This window comes from Stenotrophomonas sp. GQ19, assembly GCF_059758695.1.
In genome coordinates this window covers 201,723-221,822 of sequence record NZ_JCAXES010000002.1, presented here as the reverse complement: position 1 = coordinate 221,822, position 20,100 = coordinate 201,723, and the positions used below count along the sequence as shown (strand labels likewise).

The window sequence follows — 20,100 nt, the reverse complement described above, 5'->3', positions numbered from 1 at the left end:
GCCGTACCCTTTTCAGGAATCACGCCATGAGTTACGCCAGCAACGACGAAATCCGCGGGGTATTGATCCAGGCCGGGCACGAACGCGTGCTGCTGCCCAATGCCACCGTGGCCGAGATGATGTCCAAGGTGGCCGTGCAGGGCGTGCCGGATGCGCCGGCCTGGCTGGTCGGCCAGATTGCCTGGCACGGTTGGGACGTGCCGCTGCTGTCGTTCGCGCGGCTGTCCGGGCTGGGCGACGAACTGGTCACCAGCAACAACAAGGTGGTGGTGCTCAAGGCGCTGGGCGGCAACGCGAAGCGCCCGTATTTCGCGCTGCTCACCCAGACCTTCCCGCAGCTGATCTCGGTGCCGCGTGACGGCCTGCTCGCCGACGCCTCCGAGGAAACCTTGCCGCAGGGCGTGCACATGCGCGTGCTGCTGGGCGAACAGAGCGCGCTGCTGCCCGACCTGGACGCGCTGGAAGCCGCGCTGGACGAGGCCTACCCCGTCGCGGGGTAGGTTCGCATTCGCGAAACCTCCCACGATCTGCGGCGCAGATCGCGGGCCCCCCGCAAACAATTCTCCAGATCCCCGCGCCTGGCGGCGCGCCCCCTTGACTCAAGGGGGCTGTTCCACCCGCTGGCTCGGCGTGCGCTGGCACATCACGCATCGGCCATTCGTGCACCGACCAACGGTCGGCACCCACCGCAATGTGATCGGTCAGCCCAGGTCGCCCAGCCGCGCCTGTACCGCCGCGATGGCGGCCAACCCGGCCGTTTCGGTGCGCAGGATGCGCGGACCCAGCTGCAGCCCCTGGAAGCCCGCCTCGGCCAATGCCTGCCGATCCCGTGGCGACCAGCCGCCCTCCGGACCGATGGCGATCACCACGCCACCTGGCGCCGGCTGCAGGGTCGACAGGCGATGCTCGCCCAGCGGGTCCAGGGTGAGTTTGAGCGCCTCGGCCGGCACCTGCCGTGCGGCGTCCAGCAGCGATTGCGGCGCCGCAACGCTCGGCACCCGCGCACGCCCGGACTGGCCACAGGCCGACACCACCACGCTGTTCCAGTGCGCCAGCCGCTTTTCCGCGCGCGCCGCATCCAGTTTCACTTCGGTACGTTCGGCGTTGACCGGCACGATCGCGTTGACCCCCAGTTCGGTGGCCTTCTGCAGGATCAGGTCCATCTTCTCGCCGCGGGCGATGCCCTGCAGCAGGGTGATGTGCAGCGGCGATTCGTTGGCCACCGCCAGCGCGGCGTCGATGCGCACCTGGGCATCGCGCTTGCCCACCACCACCAGGGTGGCGCTGTAATCGTGGCCGTCGCCGTTGAACAGCACGCAGCCGTCGCCCTCGCGCAGGCGCATCACCCGGACCAGGTGATTGGCCGCTTCCTCGGGCAGCGACAGGGTCTGGCCCACCGCCAGCGGATTCTCTACATGGCAACGGGTCACGCGCATGCAACAGCCTCCTCGATCGCGGCCAGGGTGGTCTGGGCCAACAGGTCCAGGTGGTCGTCGTCCACGCAGTACGGCGGCATCCAGTACAGCACGTTGCCCAGCGGGCGCAGCACCACGCCGCGCTTGAGCGCGGCGGTGTAGGCATGCAGGCCCACCCGTGCCTCGGCGGGGAACGGGGTGCGCTTGTCGCCGTTGCGGGTCAGTTCGAAAGCCACCACCATCCCCGCCTGGCGCACGTCGGCCACGTGCGGGTGGTCGGTGAACGGGGCGGCCAGCGTGCGCATCACCTCGGCGGTGCTGCGGTTGCGTGCGATCACGTCCTCGCCGGCGAAGATGTCCAGCGTGGCCAGCGCCGCGGCGCAGGCCAGCGGATTGCCGGTGTAACTGTGCGAGTGCAGGAATGCGCGCTCGCGCGAATCGTCCAGGAACGCGTCATACAACGCCTGGGTGGCCAGCACCGCCGACAGCGGCAGGAAGCCGCCGGTCAGGCCCTTGGACAGGCACAGCAGGTCGGGCATCACCCCGGCCTGTTCGCAGGCGAACATCGTGCCGGTGCGCCCGAAGCCGGTGGCGATCTCGTCAGCGATCAGGAACGCGCCGTTGGCGTCGCACAGTTCGCGCGCACGCTGCAGGTACACCGGGTCGTGCATGCGCATGCCGCCGGCGCACTGCAGGCGCGGCTCCAGGATCACCGCGCAGATCTCGCCGGGGTGCTGGTCGAACAGCGTGGCCAGCGCATCGGCCGCCTGGTGCGCGCGCTGCGCGGCGGTCTGCCCGTCCTCGGCCAGGTAGGCGTCCGGCGACGGGGCAAACAGCGCCTCGGTCAGCAGCGGCGCATACACCCGGCGGTACAGCGGGATGTCGCCCACCGACAGCGCGCCCAGGGTTTCGCCGTGGTAGCCGTTCTCCAGCGCCACGAAGCGGGTGCGGTGGTGCTCGCCCCGGTTGCGGAAGTAGTGGAAGGCCATCTTCAGGGCTACCTCGACCCCGGCCGAGCCGTTGTCGGCGTAGAACACCTTGGCCAGCGGGTCACGCCCGGCCTGGCGCGGGGCGATCGCCAGCAGGCGCTCGGCCAGCGCCACGGCCGGCTCATGGCTGAAGCCGGCCAGCATCACCTGTTCCAGCTGGGTGGCCTGCTGGGCGATGGCCGCACCGATCCGCGGGTGCGCATGGCCGAACAGATTGGTCCACCAGCTGCTGACCGCGTCCAGGTAGCGTTTGCCGTCGTGATCGATCAGCCACGGGCCTTCGCCCCGCGCGATCGGCACCAGCGGCAGGGTGTCGGGGTGCTCGCGCATCTGCGTGCACGGATGCCACAGCACGGCCAGGTCGCGTTGCCGCCACCGATCGGCCAGCGTTAAGGGGGCTGGGTCTGCTAGCATTTCAGGCTCATGAAGACGTTTTCACCAGCTCCCATTCTAGAGATGCTCGCATGAGCCGTCGCCTGCCCATCATCCACAAGATCACGGACGAGCAGAGCGGGCCGTTCCAGCGCCAGCACCTTGACCTGGAATTCTCCAATGGCGAGCGCCGCCGCTTCGAGCGGCTGGTCAGCCATGGCCATGGCGCGGTGGTGGTGGTGCCGATGCTGGACGATGAGACGGTGCTGCTGGTGCGTGAATACGCCGCTGGCATGCACCGCTACGAGCTTGGCCTGGTCAAGGGCCGCATCGATGCCGGCGAAAGCCCCGAGCAGGCCGCCGACCGTGAATTGAAGGAAGAGGCCGGTTACGGCGCCCGGCGCCTGGACGTGCTGCGGGCGATGACCCTGGCCCCCACCTACATGAGCCACCAGTCGTGGCTGGTGGTGGCACGCGACCTGTATCCCGAACGCCTGGTCGGCGACGAGCCCGAGGAACTGGAAGTGGTGCCCTGGAAGCTGGCCGAGCTGGACCAGCTGATGCTGCGTGAGGATTTTTCCGAGGGCCGATCACTGGCGGCGTTGTTCATCGCCCGGCAGTGGCTGGAACGCGGGGAATGATCAAGCTCACCACCGATCTGCGCGAAACCGTCATCGCCATCGCCCAGGACGCCGCCGCCGCCATCATGGCGGTGTATGCCACGCCGTTCGATGTGACGATCAAATCCGACCACAGCCCGGTCACCGCCGCCGACCTGGCCGCCAACGCGGTGATCGAGCGCGGTCTGCAGCAGCTCACCCCGGACCTGCCGATCCTGTCCGAAGAGTCGGCCCAAGTGCCGTGGGAGGTGCGCCAGCACTGGGGCGCCTACTGGCTGGTGGACCCGCTGGATGGCACCCGCGAGTTCGTCAAGCGCAACGACGAATTCAGCGTCAACATCGCCCTGATCTACCAGGGCGCGCCGGCCTTCGGCGTGGTGCTGGCCCCGGTCAGCGGCATTGCCTGGCACGCCATGCGCGGGGAGCTGGCCTACCGCCGCCTGGGCATGCACGACACCGTGCTGCGCGCGCGCGCACCGGCCACGCCGCCGCTGAAAGTAGCGGCCAGCCGCTCGCACCGCAGCGCGCAGACCGAGGCCCTGCTGGCGCGCATGGGGGAGATCGAGGTGGTCGCGCAGGGCTCCTCGCTCAAATTCTGCCGGATCGCCGAAGGCACGCTGGACGTGTACCCGCGGCTGGGCCCCACCTCCGAATGGGACACCGCCGCCGGCCAGTGCGTGCTGCACGCCGCCGGGGGCGCGGTGCTGTCGGCGGCCACCGGTAAACCGTTCCGCTACAACCGCCGCGAAAGCCTGTTGAACGGCGATTTCATCGCCCTCGGCGACACCCGCCTGCCGTGGCGCGCGTGGCTGCCGGCCTGACCCGCTGCCGAAGGAGCACTGCATGACCGCCACCGCTGAACTGGACCGCCTGCTGGGCATCATGGCGCGGCTGCGCGACCCACAGGGCGGCTGCCCCTGGGACCTGCAGCAGGATTTTTCCAGCATCGCGCCGTACACCATCGAGGAAGCCTACGAAGTAGCCGACGCGATCGACCGCGGTGATCTGGTCGACCTGCAGGACGAGCTGGGCGATCTGCTGCTGCAGGTGGTGTTCCATGCGCAGATGGCCAGTGAGCAGGGTGCGTTCGGCTTTGCCGACGTGGCCCGTTCGATCAGCGACAAGATGCAGCGCCGCCACCCGCACGTGTTCGCGCAGGTGCAGGTCGACGGCGCCGACGACGTGAACGCGAACTGGGAAGCGATCAAGCGTGCCGAGCGTGCCGCCAAGGGCCATGCCGACACCTCCGCACTGGCCGGCATCTCGCGCGGCCTGCCGGAGTGGCAGCGGGCGATGAAGCTGCAGGCGCGTGCGGCGCGGGTCGGGTTCGACTGGCCCGGCCCGGCACCGGTGATCGACAAGGTGCGCGAGGAACTGGACGAGGTGGCCGCCGAGTTCGCGCATGGCGCGGTGGAGGACAACCACGCCCGCCTGCAGGAAGAACTGGGCGACCTGCTGTTCGTCTGCGCCAACCTGGCCCGCCACGCCAAGGTGGACGTGGGCGCGGCGCTGCGCCAGGCCAACCACAAGTTCGAACGCCGCTTCCGGGCGATGGAAGCACAGGCCGCGGCCGCCGGCCAGTCGATGGCCGCGCTGGACCTGGAGGCGCAGGAACAGCTGTGGCAGCAGGCCAAGGCCGACGAAGCCACTCCGTGAAAACGCTGCTGCTGTTCATCCTCACCGCCGTGGCTGAAATCGTCGGCTGCTACCTGCCGTGGCTGTGGCTGCGCAAGGACGGCAGCGCCTGGCTGTTGCTGCCGGCGGCGGCCAGCCTGGCCCTGTTCGCGTGGCTGTTGACCCTGCATCCGGCGGCCAGCGGGCGGGTCTATGCGGCCTACGGCGGGGTCTACATCGGCACCGCGTTGATGTGGCTGTGGCTGGTGGACGGCATCCGCCCCAGCCGCTGGGACCTGCTCGGGGTCGGGCTGTGCCTGGCCGGCATGATGGTCATCATGTTCGCCCCGCGCACCGCGTAAACCGGTGCCGCCGATCGCCGGCGGTCACCACGGAAACCATCCACGCACGCGGTAGTGCCGGCCGCTGGCCGGCTCCCCGGAAACCATCCAGGCACGCGGTAGTGCCGGCCGCTGGCCGGCTCCCCGGAAACCATCCACGCACGCGGCAGCGCCGGCCGCTGGCCGGCTCCCCGGAAACCATCCAGGCACGCGGTAGTGCCGGCCGCTGGCCGGCTCCACGGAAACCACCCACGCACGCGGCAGCACCAGCCGCTGGCCGGCTCCTCGACGTCTGTGCAGAGCCGGCCAGCGGCCGGCACTGCCCGGGTAACGCGCTATGCTGCGGTCATCCGGTCCTGCAGGGCGTGCCATGTCCCGCTTCGCCAGCTTCCGTGCCTTTTATCCGTTCTACCTGGACGAACACCGCCATCCGGTGTCGCGCCGGCTGCATTTCATCGGCAGCTGCGGCGTGCTGCTGCTGGTGGCCGTTGCGATCGTGCGCGGCCACCCCGGCTGGCTGCTGGCCGCGCTTGGCTGTGGCTATGGATTCGCCTGGGTCGGCCATTTTTTCTTCGAGAAGAACCGGCCCGCCACCTTCCAGCATCCGTTTTATTCCTTCGCCGGCGACTGGGTGATGTTCTGGGACATCCTCCGTGGCCGGATCCGGCTGTAGCGTCAGCGTCGCCATGCCCCGGCCACGCCCGGGGTAAAGGAGTACTTCGATGTTTCCAACCGTACTGTTTTCGCTGGTCCTGGCTTTCGTGGCCGTGGTCATCCTGTTCAAGGCGGTGCGGATGGTGCCGCAGGGGTATGAATGGACGGTGGAGCGCTTCGGGCGCTACACCCACACCATGTCGCCCGGCCTGCACTTCCTGATCCCCATCGTGTACGGGGTAGGGCGCAAGGTGAACATGATGGAGCAGGTGCTGGACGTCCCCGGCCAGGAGGTGATCACCAAGGACAACGCGGCGGTGCGCGTGGACGGCGTGGTGTTCTTCCAGGTGCTGGACGCCTCCAAGGCGGCCTATGAGGTGTCGGTGCTGGAGGTGGCGATGATCGCGCTGGTGCAGACCAACATCCGCACCGTGATCGGCTCGATGGACCTGGATGAATCGCTCAGCCAGCGCGAGGTGATCAACGCCAAGCTGCTGAACGTGGTCGATCACGCGACCAACCCGTGGGGAGTGAAGGTCAACCGGATCGAGATCCGCGACATCCAGCCGCCGCGCGACCTGCTCGACGCCATGGCGCGGCAGATGAAGGCCGAGCGCGAGAAGCGTGCGCAGATCCTGGAGGCCGAAGGGTCGCGGCAGTCGGAGATCCTGCGCGCCGAAGGCGAGAAGCAGGCCGCCGTGCTGGAGGCTGAAGGACGCAAGGAGGCCGCGTTCCGCGATGCCGAAGCACGCGAGCGGTCGGCCGAAGCCGAGGCCAACGCGACCCGGATGGTGTCCGAAGCCATCGCCCAGGGCGATGTGCAGGCGATCAATTACTTCATCGCGCAGAAGTATGTGGAAGCGTTCAAGGAGCTGGCCACCTCGCCCAACCAGAAGCTGGTGCTGATGCCGATGGAGGCCAGCGGGGTCATCGGCTCGATCGCCGGCGTTGCCGAACTGGCGCGCGAGGCCTTTGCCAAACAGGAAGACAAGCGAACCCCGCGCGCTGTTCCGCCGCGGGCAGGAGGCTGAGATGCGCTGGGAAGTTGTCGGGTGGGGCGCGCTGGCGCTGGTGTTGTTCGCCGCCGAGGCGCTGGCGCCGGGTGCCTTCATGCTGTGGATCGGCATCGGTGCGGCGGCGGTCTTCGTGCTGGTGGCAGTGTTCAGCGACATTCCCCTGCTGTGGCAGGTGGTGGCCTTCGTGCTGCTGTCGGTGGTGTCCATCCAGTGCTACCGGCACTGGGGACGGGGCCGCGACCGGCAGAGCGACACGCCGCTGTTGAACCGCCGCGCGGAGCAGCTGGTGGGGCGGGTGGTGGTGATCGACCAGGACATCGTGGCGGGCAAGGGCCGGGCCAAGATCGACGACGCGTTCTGGGTGGTGGCCGGGCCGGATCTGCCGGCGGGCACCCGCGTGCGGGTGGTGGCGGTGGAGGGCATGACACTGCAGGTGCAGCCGGTCTGACGCAACGCCGCAGGCGTTGTGAAGACGGTTCTGGGATAATGCCGGTCTTGCCTTCATTCCCCCGGAAAAATGGTCATGACCCAGAAGACGCTTCTCAACGACACCCACCGCGCACTCGGCGCAAAGATGGTCGATTTCGGTGGCTGGGACATGCCCATCCATTACGGCTCGCAGCTGGATGAGCACCACCTGGTGCGCGCCGATGCCGGCATGTTCGACGTCAGCCACATGACCGTGGTCGACCTGCGCGGTGACCAGGTCAAGCCGTTCCTGCGCACGCTGCTGGCCAATTCGGTGGACAAGCTGAAGGCCACCGGCAAGGCGCTGTATTCGTGCATGCTCAACCCGCGCGGCGGGGTCATCGACGACCTGATCGTGTACTACCTGGCCGACGACTTCTTCCGCATGGTGGTCAACGCCTCCACCCGCGAAAAGGACCTGGCCTGGATCCGCGAGCAGGCTGCCGCGTTCAACGTGGACGTCACCGAGCGCGACGACCTGGCGATCATCGCCGTGCAGGGCCCGACCGCGCGTGAGCGGGTGATCGGCCTGGCCGCCGACGGCGACCGTGCCGCGCTGGAGAAGCTGGGCCGCTTCGCCGCGCTGGAGGCTACCGCTGCCAGTGGCACGCCGCTGTTCGTGGCGCGTACCGGCTACACCGGTGAAGACGGTTTCGAGATCCTGCTGCCGCAGGCCGACGTGGTGGCGTTCTGGAATGCGCTGGCCGCCGCAGGCGTGCGTCCGGCCGGGCTGGGCGCGCGCGACACGCTGCGCCTGGAAGCCGGCATGAACCTGTACGGCCAGGACATGGACGAAGACATCACCCCGTACGAAGCCGCGCTGGCCTGGACCGTGGCGCTGGACGAGGGCCGCCCGTTCATCGGCCGTGACGTGCTGGAAGCGCAGAAGGCGGCGGGCGACGCGCGCCAGCTGATCGGCCTGGTGATGGACGAGAAGGGCGTGTTGCGCCACGGCCAGCCGGTGCTCACCGCCAGCGGCCAGGGCGAGATCCTGTCCGGCACGTTCTCCCCGACGCTGGGCAAGGGCATCGCGTTCGCGCGGGTGCCGGCCGGCGAACTGGGCCAGGTGCACGTGGACATCCGCGGCAAGCAGGTGCCGGTGCGCGTGGTGAAGTTCCCGTTCGTGCGCGAAGGCCAGGCCCAGCCGGGCGTGCTCGCCGACGCCTGATTTTTTCCCGGCGCCGACCTGTCAGTGGTCGGCGCCGGTGGTTACACTACCCCCGTTTCTTGACCCCTGAAATTCCTCGGAGCAGTCCCATGAGCGAGATCCCCGGCGACCTCAAATTCCTCAAGTCCCATGAGTGGGCACGTGTCGAAGGCAATGGCCGCGTCACCGTCGGTATTTCCGACCACGCCCAGGGCCTGCTTGGCGACCTGGTGTACGTCGAACTGCCGGCGGTGGGCGACGAAGTGAAGGCGGGCCAGCAGGCCGCCGTGGTCGAGTCGGTGAAGGCCGCCTCGGATGTGTACAGCCCGGTCACCGGCACCGTTGTCGAAGTCAACGAAGCGCTGTCGGACAAGCCGGAAACCATCAACGAAGATGCCTACGGCGAAGGCTGGATCTACGTGGTCGAGTTCTCGGCCAACGACGAGTTGAACGATCTGCTGGGCCCGGACGAGTATGCCGAGCTGCTGGAAGACGACGAGCACTGATCGTCGCCTGATCGCGAAGAACGGCCGCCTGGTGCGGCCGTTTTTTTTTGCCTGCGCGGTGGCCGTCGGCGTCATCGTTATCCGTGTGTGACGAAAACCCCGGCGATGTGGTCGTCCATCGCGACGCCGTCGCCGGCTTATGCGCATCGGTGGGGTACGCATCGGTGTCCGGTCATGAGCACGCGTCGGGGTGTCGGCGTGTGCGCCGGGTGTCCTCGCCGAGCGCGTGCGCGGTGCACATCCGGGTCGCGCGCGGCGGTCGCGGCACGTCGAACCGGTGCGATCGGGGTGGCGGCGACCGCCTGAAAGTTTGCGCATTTGCGTAAATCCGGTGGCAAAAAGCGATCGAAGATGTGAAAAGTTTTCGCCTCCGTTTGGGTGCGGTGTGGGTAGCGTCCAGGGCGCCGCCGGGTGCGCGTGCACGGTTGCCGGGATACACGCGGTGCGTGCGCACTGAAAATACGAAAGTGCTTCTTTTAAGCGGTTTTCTTTTCGCGTAGTGCGTGTGTCGCGTGTCCGGTCGCTGCGCGCGCGGCAGCATTGCACGCCGCTGGCGGTGTTCGGCGAGGGTGCCGGCAACCGGTTGCGGGGGCGTTCGGTGTGAAAATTTTTCGCCGGGGTTGTTGACAGTGAAAAAAAGCGTGATTAGGTTTCGCCACAGCAGACCTTGCTGCGAACAGAGTGAGCAGAATCGACATCCAGTCGCGAAGCACAACCTGGACATCCACCTCGCGTCAGAAGACGGTGGAGATGGCTTCGCTTCCCTCAGCGAACCGCAAGGCCCCTTCCCATTCGATACCCGCCTGGCCACCTGCGGTGGGTATCCCCGTATCCGTCACGACGCGCTTGACGCGACGGCGGTCCCCGCGATGTCGCACTGCGGGTTTGCTTTACCTGGGCGTTTCCACTCCATAGATCACTGACGAGGAGCCATCCCATGGCAACCAAGAAAGCTGCGAAGAAAAAGCCGGCCGCCAAAAAGGCCGTCAAGAAGGTAGCCAAGAAAGCCGCCGCCAAGAAGGCCGTGAAGAAGGTAGCCAAGAAGGCGGCTGCCAAGAAGACGGTGAAGAAGGCAGCGAAGAAGGCGACCGCCCGCAAGGCAGTGAAGAAGACGGCAAAGAAGGCAGTCCGCAAGGTTGCCAAGAAGGCCGCCGCCAAGAAGACCGCGAAAAAGGCAGTGAAGAAGACGGCGAAGAAGGCAGTCCGCAAGGTCGCCAAGAAGGCCGCCGCCAAGAAGACCGCCAAGAAAGCCGTTCGCAAGGTAGCCAAGAAGGCCACGGCCAAGAAGGCGACCAAGAAGGCTGCAAAGAAAACCGCAAAGAAGGCCGTACGCAAGGTAGCCAAGAAGGCCACCGCGAAGAAGGCGACCGCGCGCAAGGCTCCGGCCAAGAAGGCGTCCGCCAAGAAAGCGGTGAAGAAGGTTGCAAAGCGCAAGCCGGCCGTTCGCAAGAAGAAGGCCGCTCCGGTCGCCCTGCCGGCAACCCCGGCACCGCTGATCTAACGCAGTTCCCGATGCCGTAACTGAAACCCCTTCCCTGGCAGCCCAGCGGGGAGGGGGTTTTTTTATGGGCATTCGGTATGCGGATCACAGCGCGCGGTGTCCGGTAGAGCCGACCGTTGGTCGGCTGGCTTTGCGGCGATTGCAAGGCAGCCGACCAACGGTCGGCTCTACCGCATCTGCACGCATCCCTGATTTCCGTCGCCCGCGACGTTGGTCGGTACGCTCCCCACCGCACCCCAAGCCAAAAAAAAAGGCGGCCAACCGGCCGCCTTTTCGATCCATCCCCGCGCTGCGATCAGCGCGGCGACGCCACCGCGCGGTTGGACGACACGCCCTTGCGCTTGGTCGCCGGGGCGCCGTCTTCCACCATCAGGTTGTCACTGCCGAAGTCGGTGTCCACGTCCAGCCAGCGTTGGGTGGGCAGGCCCATGGCCTGGTCCAGTACGGTCGGCAGCAGGCCGCTGGGCAGGCTGCTTTCGCCGTTCCACATGATGGCGATGCCCAGGTCGCGTTCGGGCACCAGCGCGACCAGGCCGCGATAGCCCTGCACGGCACCGGCGTGGAAAATCACCTCATGCCCGGCGTAGTCGAAGTTGCGCCAGCCCAGTGCATACCCGGCCGAGTGCAGGCGCTCGCGGCGCCAGCCCGAGCGCATCTCGCCGGGGGTGTTGATCAGGGTCGAGTGCAGCGTGGCCAGCAGCGGCGCAGGCAGCACGTCGGGACGGTGGCCGGTGTGGGCCAGCAGCCACTGCGCCATATCGCTGGCGCTGGCGTTGACGCCGGCTGCAGGCGCCAGACGGTAGTAGGTGGGCTTGGGGTTCAGCGACACCCAGCCGTTGCGGCTGCGCACGTGCGGGCGCGCCCAGCGCGAACTGGCCTGGATGCCGGCCAGGCCCAGGCTGGCGTCGTCCATGCCCAGCGGCTTGAACAGGCGGCGTTCCACCGACTGCTCGTAGAAGCTGCCGGAGGCGGCGTAGACCACGTCGCCGATCAGGCTGAAGGCCACGTTCTGGTAGGCATAGCAGTCACCCGGCAGGCACTTGAGCGAGGTCGAAGCCAGTTTGTGGGTGAGCGTGTAGTACTCGGCGTTGGCTTCCACGTCGCGGTCGTACGCGTTGTACGGCAGGCCCACGCGGTGGCTGAGCAGGTCGGCCACGGTCAGGCGTTCGGTGGCCTCCGGCGAGCTCAGCTGGAAGCCGGGCACGTAGTCGGTGACCTTGCTGTCCCAGCGCAGCGTGCCGTCGTTGACCAGCAGGCCGGCCATGGTGCCGGCAAAGGCCTTGGACAGCGATGCCAGGCGGAACACGGTGTGCGCATCGACCATCTGCGGGTTGTTGACGTCGGTGACGCCGTAGCCACGCGCGCTGAGCACGCGGCCGCCCTGGACGATGGCCACGGCCATGCCGGGCACGCGCTCGCCGTAGGTCAGCTGCTGGGCCATCGCTTCGATCGCGGCCACGTTGAAGCCCTGTGCCGGCGGCAGCACCTGCACATTCGCGGACGTGGTGCGATAGGCGGCCGGCTGGGTGTGCGCGATCGTCGCGGTGTTTTCGATGTTGACCGGGAAGGCGCCCGGCGCAGCACTGGGCGTCTGTGCAGTAGACGACATGGCGATGGGCATCAACATGCCCAGCAACCCGGTGGCCGCCGAACGGATCGGGCGACGCCTGCTGTTCTGATTCATCGTTCTGGACCCGTGCGCAACTGCTGTGCGTGATTCTAGCGCTGCTTTTCCTGATTGCACAAACCAAGCGAAGATGAATGCGTATCTGGTTGAAAAGGCGCGGTTTTTGCATCCGTAGCGTGCGCCCTGCCAGCACCGGCGGCGCAGCCCTGTTCAGCTTGCCCCGGCCGCCTCGATGATCCACTCCGCGGCGCGTTCGGCCAGCATGATGGTGGGTGCGTTGGTATTGCCGCTGACCAGGCGGGGCATCACCGACGCGTCCACCACGCGAAGACCGCGCACGCCGCGCACGCGCAGTTGCGGGTCGACCACGGCGTCGGCATGGGTGCCCATCGCGCAGGTGCCCACCGGGTGGTAGATGGTCTCGGCCTTGGCGCGGATGAAGGCCTCCAGCGCCGCCTCGTCCAGGTCCTGGCGCGGCGGGAAGATCGGCGCCCCGCGCCAGCGGTCGAACGCCGGCTGGCGCAGGATCTCGGCCGACATCCGCACGCATGCTTTCATCATCGCCAGATCCGCCCCCTCGGCGTCACTGAGGTAGTTGGCCTGGATCCGCGGCGGCGACGCGGGGTTGGCATCGCGCAGGCTGATCCGGCCCCGGCTGCGCGGGTGCAGGGCACACGCATGCAGCGTGTAGCCGTCGCCCGGCAGGCGGTGGCGGCCGTGGTTGTCCAGCATCGCCGGCACGAAGTGGAACTGCACGTCGGCGCGCGCGTCGCCGGCCAGCGGTGAGCGGGCGAAGCCACCGGCTTCGGCGATGTTGCTGGTGCCGGCGCCGCGGCGGCCACGCAGGAAGTAGTCGAAGGCGATCCGCGCCTGGCTGCTGCGGTCGTAGCTCACGCCCGGATGGGTATGCACCAGCGTGCAGATGTCCAGGTGGTCCTGCAGGTTCGCACCCACGCCCGGCAGGTCGGCACGCACGTCGATGCCCTGCGCGCGCAGCGGGGCGGCCGCGCCGATGCCCGACAGCATCAGCAGCTGCGGCGAGTGCACTGCACCGGCGCTGAGGATCACCTCGGCGCTGGCCGCGGCATGCCGATGCCGGCGACCGTGGCGGAAATACACCCCCGTGGCGGTGTCGCCATCGAAGCCCAGCGCGGTGGCATGCGCGCCGGTGAGCACGGTGAGGTTGCGCCGGGCACGGGCCGGGTGCAGGTAGGCGGTCGCGCTGGAGCACCGCGCGCCATCGCGCTGGGTGACCTGGTACAGGCCCACCCCGAGCTGCCCGGCGCCGTTGAAGTCGTCGTTGCGCGCATGCCCGGCCTGCACGCCAGCATCGAGGAACGCGTCGGAGAGCGGGTTGTGGTGGCGCAGGTCGGCGACCGACAACGGGCCGGCGTCGCCGTGCAGGGTGCTGCCGCCGCGGCTGTTGGCTTCGCTGTACAGGAACCACGGCAGCACCTGCGCCCACCCCCAACCCTCGGCGCCGTCGGCGGCCCAGCCGTCGTAGTCGGCGGGTACGCCGCGCACATAGCACATCGCGTTGATCGCACTGGAACCGCCCAGCACCTTGCCACGCGGCCACCACAGCCGGCGGCCTGCCAGGGCCGGCTCGGCGTCGGTGTCCAGGTTCCAGTTGATGCGGCGGTTGTTGACCAACCGCGCCAATCCGGCCGGCATGTGGATGAACGGGTTGCGGTCGCGCGGACCGGCTTCCAGCAGCAGCACGCGGCAACGCGGGTCGGCGCTGAGCCGGTTGGCCAGCACGCAGCCGGCCGACCCTGCGCCGACGATGATGTAGTCGTACGTGTCCGTCCCCACGGCTGGCGGCCCCTTCGGTAGGTAGCCCCGAGCATAGGGCAGCGCGGCCCGCGGCGGGGCAACGCGGATCATGGCTACGCAGCGTTGCGCGGATGAGGGGCGCTGCTACTGGCGATGTTGCGGTGCATCGTTTACCTTGCGCGCTTTCCTGCCCGGAGTTTCCACGATGCCGCCGTTGTCACGCCGCCCGAACCGGGAGTGGGTGCGATGAGTGCTGCAGCAACGGCCCCGGTGCGGCCGGGCCTGCGCGGGGCGCTGCGGCAGTCGCCGCCGCTGATCTGGGCGTGCGTGTACTTCTTCTGCCTGCTCAGCGGCTACTACGTGCTGCGCCCGGTGCGTGAGGCGATGGCCGCCTCGGCCGACGCGCAGGCGGTGTTCCCGCCCGTGTTGATCAACTGGTTCAGCGCACACGGCATCGCGATGCAGGACTTCGTGCTGCAGTTCCTGTTCACCGGTGTGTTCCTGATCATGCTGGTGCTGCAGCCGCTGTATGGCGCGGTGGTCAGCCGCTACGCACGGCGGGTATTCCTGCCGGCGGTGTATGGCTTCTTCATCGTCTGCCTGCTGGGCTTCTACCTGATGTTCGACAGCGGCGTGCCGGGGCGCGGCATGGCGTTCTTCTTCTGGGCCGCGGTGTTCAACCTGTTTGCGGTGGCGGTGTTCTGGAGCTTCATGGCCGACGTGTTCTCCAACGCCCAGGCGCGCGCGGTGTACGGCTACATCGGGGCGGCCGGCACCCTCGGCGCGTTCCTGGGGCCGATCATCACCGCGGCGCTGGTGCAGCGGGTCGGGATCGCCAATCTGATGCTGGTCTCGGCCGGCTTCCTGAGCGCCTGCCTGGTGTGCATCTGGCGGCTGCGGTTGTGGGCGGTGGCGCGCGAGCAGGAGCAGCAGCTGGCCTCCGGTGAAACGCCGATGGGCGGCAGCGTGCTCGATGGCCTGAAGCTGATCGCGCGTGAGCCGCTGCTGCGCTGGCTGGCGGTGCTGGTGCTGTTCGGGGTGGGGGTGGGCACGCTGCTGTACAACGAGCAGGCCGCGATCGCCCGCCAGTTCTATCCGGACGAGGCGGCGCGGACCGCGTTCTATTCGCAGATCGACCTGGCGGTGAACGCGCTGACCCTGGTGCTGCAGTTGGGCCTGACCCGGTGGCTGCTGTCGCGCCACGGCATCGCGCCGGCCCTGCTGATTCCCGGCGTGGCGATCATCTTCGGCTTCCTGCTGCTGGCCGCCTGGCCGTTGGCGCTGATGGTGGCGATCGTGCAGGTGATGACCCGCGCCAGCGAGTTCTCGCTGGCCAAGCCCGCGCGCGAAACGATCTACACCCGGGTGGACCGCCAGTGGCGCTACAAGGCCGGCGCGGCGATCGACACGGTGGTCTACCGCGGCGCCGACCTGACCTTCGCCTGGGTGCACAAGGGGCTGTCGCTGTTCGGGTCGCACGCGGTGTTCGCCGGGGGCGTGGTGGTTGCTGGCTGCATGACGGCCGCAGCCATCGGCCTGCTGCACGAAGAAAAGAAGCTGCCGGGCGAGCGCCCGGAGTAAGCTTCATCGACCCTCTTCAAGGCCTGCCCATGTACTGGACCGCACTGACCCTGACCCTGCTGGTCGCCCTGCTGCACGTGTATTTCCTCGTGCTGGAAATGTTCCTGTGGACCAAGCCGTTGGGGTTGAAGACCTTCCGCAACACGCCGGAAAAGGCCGAAACCACCCGCGTGCTGGCGGCCAACCAGGGGCTCTACAACGGCTTCCTCGCCGCTGGGCTGTTCTGGGGGCTGTTCGACCACCTGCCGATGCTGGTCAACTTCATGCTGGGCTGCGTGATCGTGGCCGGCTGCTACGGCGCCTACAGCGTCAACAAGCGCATCTTCTTCATCCAGGCCGTGCCGGCGATCCTGGCCGTGGCCGCGTGGTGGATGGTCCCCGCCTGACCCTGGGGGGGTAGAGCCACCCCATGGGTGGCTGCGCGGCACCAATCAGCGCTTGACCGGTGACACCCACATCTGGATCCGCGCCTGGAACACGGCCGTGCCGGCGTCGTCGCACACCTGCACATTCACTGGCAGCGCATAGCCGGCCTCGGCGGCCACGATCGGCTGCTCCGGCGTGGCCACGGCATGCTGCGTGCCGGTGGCCTTGGCCAGGTACTGCACCTCCATGCCCTTGGGGATCCAGCGCATGCCCTTGGGCAGCGAGGCATCGACCATCAGCCCGGCGGTGAGCTCGGCCAGATTGCACAGCGCGATCGCGTGCACGGTGCCGATATGGTTGGTGACCTTGCGCCGGTGCGCGATGCGCCCTTCGCAACGGCCGGGCTCGAGCAGGGTGATGCGCGGGGCGATGCTGGCGAAGTAGGGCGCCTTGAAACACACCGCGCGGGAAAACAGCCAGCTGCCGGCAGGCCAGCGCTGCATGCGGCGATACAGATTCAACAGGGGAGCGGACATGGACGCCTCTCAAAAAAACGGCGGACCGAAGTCCGCCGTTGTGGGTTACGTTGCTGCGTCGATCACGCCGCTTCCTGCGACTGTGCGTCCTTGCGCTCGCGGTCGTAGTAACCGGCCGAGCGCAGTTCGTGCGGATCGAAATCGTCCACGGTGATGGTTTCCAGGGTGAGCGCGCGCAGCTCTTCGAGCAGGGTGCGTTCGTCCTGGGTGATCACGCCTTCGGCGACCGCTTCGTCCAGCTGGGTGGTGAAGTCCAGGGCTTCGATGCCCTTGGTCTTGACCGCCTTGATGAACTTGCGCTCGACCGGCTCGGCCATGATCGCCTTGGACAGGTAGCTGTTGATGCGGCCACCCGGGTTGTTCTCGCACGGGGTCAGGAACACGCCACTGGCCAGACGGTCGCGGGCTTCGTTGGGCGCCATCAGCAGCGCGGCCACGCGGTGGCCCAGGCGGTCGCCGGGGGCCTCGGCACGGCGGCCGAACGGGAAGATCAGCAGCCACATCAGCCAGCCGATCGGACGGATCGGGAAGTTGCGCAGCGCCGCCGACAGCGACGTTTCGATCGTGTGCACGCTGTCATGGAAGGCCCAGGCCAGCAGCGGCTGGTCGGCCACCGGCGCGCCTTCGTCGTGGTAGCGCTTGAGCATGGCGCTGGTCATGTAGATGTGGCTCAGCACATCGCCCAGGCGGCCGGACAGCGATTCCTTGAACTTCAGCTTGCCGCCGAGGGTCATCATCGAGATGTCGGCCATCAGCGCCAGGTTGGCCGAGTAACGGTCCAGCTTGCGGAAATAGCGGCGGGTGTAGGCATCGCCCGGGGCGGCACCGAAGCGCGCGCCGGTCAGGCCGAACCAGAACGAACGCACGGCGTTGGAGATGCCGAAGCGGATGTGGCCGAACAGGCTGCGGTCGAACTCCTGCAGGCCGGCACGGGTGTCCGGATCCTGCGCGGCCTTCATTTCCTTCAGCACCCACGGGTGGCAGAGGATCGCACCCTGGCCGAAGATCAGCAGGCTGCGGGTCATGATGTTGGCACCTTCCACCGTGATGGCGATCGGCGCGGCCTGCCAGCTGCGGCCGGCGAAGTTGCGCGGCCCCAGGATGATGCCCTTGCCGCCGATCACATCCATCATGTCCGAGATCACTTCACGGCTCATGGTGGTGCAGTGGTACTTGGCAATCGCCGACGGCACCGACGGCACGTCGCCGCGGTCCACCGCAGCAGCCGTGGCCTGGCACAGCGCGCTGATCGCATAGGCCTTGCCGCCGATGCGCGCCAGCGCTTCTTCCACGCCCTCGAAGCGGCCGACCGACAGGCCGAACTGCTTGCGGATGCGCGCGTAGGCACCGGTCACCACTGCGCCGGCCTTGGCACCGCCACTGGCGGTGGACGGCAGGGTGATCGAGCGGCCCACGGCCAGGCACTCGTTGAGCATGTTCCAGCCCTTGCCGGCCTTCTCGGCGCCGCCGATCAGCTGGGTGAGCGGAATGAACACGTCCTTGCCGCGGATCGGACCGTTCTGGAAGGTCGAGTTGAGCGGGAAGTGGCGGCGGCCGATTTCCACGCCGGCGGTGTCACGTGGCAGCAGCGCCAGGGTGATGCCGATGTCGCGGGTGGTGCCGATCAGGCCGTCCGGATCGTACATGCGGAACGCCAGGCCGATCAGCGTGGCCACCGGAGCCAGCGTGATGTAGCGCTTGTCGAAGGTGAGCTTGACGCCAAGCACCTGCTCGCCGTTCCACTCGCCCTTGCAGACGATGCCGTAATCGGGAATCGAGGTGGCGTCCGAGCCGGCGAACGGGCCGGTCAGGCCGAAGCAGGGCACTTCGCGGCCATCGGCCAGGCGCGGCAGGTACTGGTCCTTTTGCGCCTGGGTGCCGTAATGGTTGAGCAGTTCGCCCGGGCCGAGCGAGTTGGGCACGCCGACGGTGGAGCTGACCACGCTCGACACCGAGGCCAGCTTCTGGATCACCTTGTGGTGGGCCAGCGCGCTGAAGCCCAGGCCGCCGTATTCCTTCGGAATGATCATGCCGAAGAACTTGTTCTTCTTGATGAAGCTCCACAGTTCCGGCGGCAGGTCGGCGTAGACGTGGGTGATTTCCCAGTCGTTGACCATTTTGCACAGCTCTTCGACCGGGCCATCCAGGAAGGCCTGTTCCTCGGCGGTGAGCTGCGGCTTGGGATAGTTCAGCAGGATGTTCCAGTCCGGGTCGCCGGTGAACAGCTCGCCTTCGAAACCGACCGAGCCGGTTTCCAGCGCGATGCGCTCGGTCTGCGACAGCGGCGGCAGCACCTTGCGGAACACCTTCATCATCGGCGCGGTCAGCAGCGGCTTGCGGATGAAGGGCAGCAGCAGCGGCACGGCGATGACCGCCACGATGGCCGCAGCGACGATGGTGGCGGTCTGGTTGACGTAGGGGATGAACCAGCAGGCGGCCAGCAGCACCAGGCTGACGATCGTCCAGGTGATCAGCCGCATCCGGTGGTAGGCGACGATGGCGCCCGCCAGCAGGATGGCCAGGAAGGGAACGACAATGCTCATGAGCGTGCTCCGGTGACGTGCTCGGTAGTGGCGGACTGTGCAACGGCGGAGGCCGAGGGCAACACGTCCAGATAGTCCAACACAGTAGCGGTAAAGGCGTTGTTGTCATCACCGGCGACCATATGGGTGGCCTCCGGCAACTGCACATGGCGCGCATGCGGCACCAACGCGAGGAATTCGGCCACCGTCTGCGGGGTGACCAACGTGCTGCGCCCGCCGCTGACCAGCAGCAACGGGCATTTGACCTGGCGCGCCGCCTCGGCAAGCGCGTCCTGGTGCTGTTCGCTGTCGCGCGCCAGTTCGGCCACCAGGCGCGGGTCCCAATGCCAGCGCCAGCGGCCACGGCCATCCTCGCGCAGCAGGGCGCGCAGCGAGTCGTCGGACTTGCGCGGCCGATGCGGCATGTAGGCCGAGATCACATCGGCGGCCTGCGCCAGCGAGGCGAAGCCGTCCGGATGGGCGGTCATGAACATCAGGATGCGTTCCACCCCGGCGGTGTCCCAGCGCGGGGTGATGTCCACCAGCACCATGGCCGAGAACAGGCCCGGCCAGCGCGATTCGGCGAGCAGCCCGAACAGCCCGCCCATCGAGGCGGCGACCAGGATCGGCGGCTGCGGCTGTTCGCCGGCCAGAACGATCAGGTCATCGGCGAACTGTTCGCCGTGGTAGGGCAGGCCGACCGGGTTCCAGTCGGAGTCGCCATGGCCGCGCGCATCGTAGGCCAACGTCTGGTAACCGGCGGCGGCCAGCGATTGTGCGGTGGAGGTCCAGGCATGCCGGGTCTGGCCGAAGCCATGGGCGAACAGCACGGTGCCGCGGCGCCCGGGCGAGGAGCGGGTGGCGGCCAGCACGGCATCGTGCGCGCCGGTCAGTCGCTCATCGTCAACGCGGGGCAGGGTAGAAGAAGGAATGACCATACTCGCTAGTATGGACCTGCCCGTGGGCATGTCAATACTTGGGGGTATGGAGGGCGGCCGCAGACGGCCGGAAGGGCGCCAACTCCGCCACGGTGCGGGCGTTGGCGCGGG

At 67.9% G+C, this 20,100-nt stretch carries 20 protein-coding genes; 13 read left to right on the top strand and 7 right to left on the bottom strand.

Annotation, left to right across the window (positions count from 1 at the left end; translation table 11 throughout):
* Positions 1 to 26 precede the first annotated feature (26 nt).
* On the top strand, positions 27 to 500 hold the full coding sequence (locus tag AC6CHL_RS05090) for a chemotaxis protein CheW (RefSeq protein WP_038686792.1): 474 nt from the start codon (positions 27 to 29) through the stop codon (positions 498 to 500).
* Between the two features lie 201 nt (positions 501 to 701).
* Here AC6CHL_RS05090 and AC6CHL_RS05085 read toward each other — a convergent pair whose 3' ends face one another.
* The gene (locus tag AC6CHL_RS05085; RefSeq protein ID WP_498293627.1) at positions 702 to 1,436 is read right to left on the bottom strand and encodes a 16S rRNA (uracil(1498)-N(3))-methyltransferase; all 735 of its coding nucleotides are present in this window, start codon (positions 1,434 to 1,436) and stop codon (positions 702 to 704) included.
* On the bottom strand, positions 1,427 to 2,818 hold the full coding sequence (bioA, locus tag AC6CHL_RS05080) for an adenosylmethionine--8-amino-7-oxononanoate transaminase (protein ID WP_141057572.1): 1,392 nt from the start codon (positions 2,816 to 2,818) through the stop codon (positions 1,427 to 1,429). Before bioA ends, AC6CHL_RS05085 begins: the two co-directional genes overlap by 10 nt.
* Positions 2,819 to 2,868: 50 nt before the next feature.
* Between bioA and nudE the strand changes: the two genes are divergently transcribed.
* The 10 genes from nudE to AC6CHL_RS05030 all read left to right on the top strand — a co-directional run bounded on the left by nudE (position 2,869) and on the right by AC6CHL_RS05030 (position 10,643).
* Positions 2,869 to 3,417 carry an ADP compounds hydrolase NudE gene (gene nudE / locus AC6CHL_RS05075; protein WP_038686798.1) on the top strand — a complete coding sequence of 183 codons (549 nt, stop codon included), beginning with the start codon at positions 2,869 to 2,871 and terminating at the stop codon, positions 3,415 to 3,417.
* Positions 3,414 to 4,217 (top strand): 3'(2'),5'-bisphosphate nucleotidase CysQ, encoded by an 804-nt coding sequence (cysQ, locus tag AC6CHL_RS05070; protein WP_038686800.1) that lies wholly within the window; start codon positions 3,414 to 3,416, stop codon positions 4,215 to 4,217. The genes nudE and cysQ overlap by 4 nt, the downstream gene beginning before the upstream one ends.
* A 22-nt stretch (positions 4,218 to 4,239) precedes the next feature.
* Positions 4,240 to 5,052, top strand: a complete 813-nt coding sequence (gene mazG / locus AC6CHL_RS05065; RefSeq protein WP_498293626.1) for a nucleoside triphosphate pyrophosphohydrolase — start codon at positions 4,240 to 4,242, stop codon at positions 5,050 to 5,052.
* A complete protein-coding gene (locus AC6CHL_RS05060; protein ID WP_038686803.1) occupies positions 5,049 to 5,372 on the top strand; it encodes a YnfA family protein in 324 nt (107 codons plus the stop codon). Before mazG ends, AC6CHL_RS05060 begins: the two co-directional genes overlap by 4 nt.
* A 349-nt stretch (positions 5,373 to 5,721) precedes the next feature.
* Positions 5,722 to 6,024: an Mpo1-like protein gene (locus AC6CHL_RS05055; RefSeq protein ID WP_038686805.1), complete on the top strand. Its 303-nt coding sequence runs from the start codon at positions 5,722 to 5,724 to the stop codon at positions 6,022 to 6,024.
* A gap of 49 nt (positions 6,025 to 6,073) precedes the next feature.
* On the top strand, positions 6,074 to 7,036 hold the full coding sequence (locus tag AC6CHL_RS05050; protein ID WP_038686807.1) for an SPFH domain-containing protein: 963 nt from the start codon (positions 6,074 to 6,076) through the stop codon (positions 7,034 to 7,036).
* Between the two features lies 1 nt (position 7,037).
* Complete coding sequence (locus AC6CHL_RS05045; RefSeq protein ID WP_038686809.1) at positions 7,038 to 7,469, top strand: NfeD family protein; 432 nt, start codon at positions 7,038 to 7,040, stop codon at positions 7,467 to 7,469.
* 75 nt (positions 7,470 to 7,544) lie between these two features.
* A complete protein-coding gene (gene gcvT / locus AC6CHL_RS05040; protein ID WP_038686811.1) occupies positions 7,545 to 8,657 on the top strand; it encodes a glycine cleavage system aminomethyltransferase GcvT in 1,113 nt (370 codons plus the stop codon).
* An 89-nt stretch (positions 8,658 to 8,746) separates the two neighbouring features.
* Positions 8,747 to 9,142 (top strand): glycine cleavage system protein GcvH, encoded by a 396-nt coding sequence (gcvH, locus tag AC6CHL_RS05035; protein WP_038686813.1) that lies wholly within the window; start codon positions 8,747 to 8,749, stop codon positions 9,140 to 9,142.
* Between the two features lie 937 nt (positions 9,143 to 10,079).
* On the top strand, positions 10,080 to 10,643 hold the full coding sequence (locus tag AC6CHL_RS05030; RefSeq protein WP_038686815.1) for a hypothetical protein: 564 nt from the start codon (positions 10,080 to 10,082) through the stop codon (positions 10,641 to 10,643).
* Between the two features lie 295 nt (positions 10,644 to 10,938).
* Here AC6CHL_RS05030 and AC6CHL_RS05025 read toward each other — a convergent pair whose 3' ends face one another.
* Both AC6CHL_RS05025 and AC6CHL_RS05020 read right to left on the bottom strand, forming a co-directional pair.
* Positions 10,939 to 12,327: a serine hydrolase domain-containing protein gene (locus AC6CHL_RS05025; protein ID WP_038686817.1), complete on the bottom strand. Its 1,389-nt coding sequence runs from the start codon at positions 12,325 to 12,327 to the stop codon at positions 10,939 to 10,941.
* A 153-nt stretch (positions 12,328 to 12,480) separates the two neighbouring features.
* Entirely contained in the window at positions 12,481 to 14,085 is a 1,605-nt protein-coding gene (locus tag AC6CHL_RS05020) for a GMC family oxidoreductase (RefSeq protein WP_498293624.1), read from the bottom strand.
* Positions 14,086 to 14,292: 207 nt separating this feature from the next.
* Here AC6CHL_RS05020 and AC6CHL_RS05015 point away from each other — a divergent pair, with 207 nt between their 5' ends.
* Complete coding sequence (locus AC6CHL_RS05015; RefSeq protein WP_463601483.1) at positions 14,293 to 15,627, top strand: NTP/NDP exchange transporter; 1,335 nt, start codon at positions 14,293 to 14,295, stop codon at positions 15,625 to 15,627.
* A 29-nt stretch (positions 15,628 to 15,656) separates the two neighbouring features.
* Positions 15,657 to 16,013 (top strand): DUF1304 domain-containing protein, encoded by a 357-nt coding sequence (locus AC6CHL_RS05010; protein WP_038686823.1) that lies wholly within the window; start codon positions 15,657 to 15,659, stop codon positions 16,011 to 16,013.
* A 45-nt stretch (positions 16,014 to 16,058) separates the two neighbouring features.
* On the opposite strand, the gene AC6CHL_RS05005 is transcribed toward AC6CHL_RS05010, so the two are convergent.
* From AC6CHL_RS05005 to AC6CHL_RS04995, 3 genes are all read right to left on the bottom strand, one after another.
* The gene (locus tag AC6CHL_RS05005; protein WP_448134211.1) at positions 16,059 to 16,529 is read right to left on the bottom strand and encodes a hotdog fold domain-containing protein; all 471 of its coding nucleotides are present in this window, start codon (positions 16,527 to 16,529) and stop codon (positions 16,059 to 16,061) included.
* A 62-nt stretch (positions 16,530 to 16,591) separates the two neighbouring features.
* On the bottom strand, positions 16,592 to 19,072 hold the full coding sequence (locus tag AC6CHL_RS05000; RefSeq protein WP_481500478.1) for an acyl-CoA dehydrogenase: 2,481 nt from the start codon (positions 19,070 to 19,072) through the stop codon (positions 16,592 to 16,594).
* Positions 19,069 to 19,989: an alpha/beta fold hydrolase gene (locus AC6CHL_RS04995; RefSeq protein ID WP_498293622.1), complete on the bottom strand. Its 921-nt coding sequence runs from the start codon at positions 19,987 to 19,989 to the stop codon at positions 19,069 to 19,071. The genes AC6CHL_RS05000 and AC6CHL_RS04995 overlap by 4 nt, the downstream gene beginning before the upstream one ends.
* Between the last annotated feature and the right edge of the window lie 111 nt (positions 19,990 to 20,100).

What these genes read in the sequence shown, in the direction of transcription:
- AC6CHL_RS05015 (WP_463601483.1), top strand. Translation starts at nt 14,293, where the DNA reads ATGAGTGCTGCAGCAACGGCCCCGGTGCGGCCGGGCCTGCGCGGGGCG.
- AC6CHL_RS05085 (WP_498293627.1), bottom strand. Translation starts at nt 1,436, where the DNA reads ATGCGCGTGACCCGTTGCCATGTAGAGAATCCGCTGGCGGTGGGCCAG.
- cysQ (WP_038686800.1), top strand. Translation starts at nt 3,414, where the DNA reads ATGATCAAGCTCACCACCGATCTGCGCGAAACCGTCATCGCCATCGCC.
- gcvT (WP_038686811.1), top strand. Translation starts at nt 7,545, where the DNA reads ATGACCCAGAAGACGCTTCTCAACGACACCCACCGCGCACTCGGCGCA.
- nudE (WP_038686798.1), top strand. Translation starts at nt 2,869, where the DNA reads ATGAGCCGTCGCCTGCCCATCATCCACAAGATCACGGACGAGCAGAGC.
- AC6CHL_RS04995 (WP_498293622.1), bottom strand. Translation starts at nt 19,989, where the DNA reads ATGGTCATTCCTTCTTCTACCCTGCCCCGCGTTGACGATGAGCGACTG.
- mazG (WP_498293626.1), top strand. Translation starts at nt 4,240, where the DNA reads ATGACCGCCACCGCTGAACTGGACCGCCTGCTGGGCATCATGGCGCGG.
- AC6CHL_RS05055 (WP_038686805.1), top strand. Translation starts at nt 5,722, where the DNA reads ATGTCCCGCTTCGCCAGCTTCCGTGCCTTTTATCCGTTCTACCTGGAC.
- AC6CHL_RS05045 (WP_038686809.1), top strand. Translation starts at nt 7,038, where the DNA reads ATGCGCTGGGAAGTTGTCGGGTGGGGCGCGCTGGCGCTGGTGTTGTTC.
- AC6CHL_RS05005 (WP_448134211.1), bottom strand. Translation starts at nt 16,529, where the DNA reads ATGTCCGCTCCCCTGTTGAATCTGTATCGCCGCATGCAGCGCTGGCCT.
- AC6CHL_RS05000 (WP_481500478.1), bottom strand. Translation starts at nt 19,072, where the DNA reads ATGAGCATTGTCGTTCCCTTCCTGGCCATCCTGCTGGCGGGCGCCATC.
- AC6CHL_RS05010 (WP_038686823.1), top strand. Translation starts at nt 15,657, where the DNA reads ATGTACTGGACCGCACTGACCCTGACCCTGCTGGTCGCCCTGCTGCAC.
- AC6CHL_RS05025 (WP_038686817.1), bottom strand. Translation starts at nt 12,327, where the DNA reads ATGAATCAGAACAGCAGGCGTCGCCCGATCCGTTCGGCGGCCACCGGG.
- bioA (WP_141057572.1), bottom strand. Translation starts at nt 2,818, where the DNA reads ATGCTAGCAGACCCAGCCCCCTTAACGCTGGCCGATCGGTGGCGGCAA.
- AC6CHL_RS05030 (WP_038686815.1), top strand. Translation starts at nt 10,080, where the DNA reads ATGGCAACCAAGAAAGCTGCGAAGAAAAAGCCGGCCGCCAAAAAGGCC.
- gcvH (WP_038686813.1), top strand. Translation starts at nt 8,747, where the DNA reads ATGAGCGAGATCCCCGGCGACCTCAAATTCCTCAAGTCCCATGAGTGG.
- AC6CHL_RS05050 (WP_038686807.1), top strand. Translation starts at nt 6,074, where the DNA reads ATGTTTCCAACCGTACTGTTTTCGCTGGTCCTGGCTTTCGTGGCCGTG.
- AC6CHL_RS05090 (WP_038686792.1), top strand. Translation starts at nt 27, where the DNA reads ATGAGTTACGCCAGCAACGACGAAATCCGCGGGGTATTGATCCAGGCC.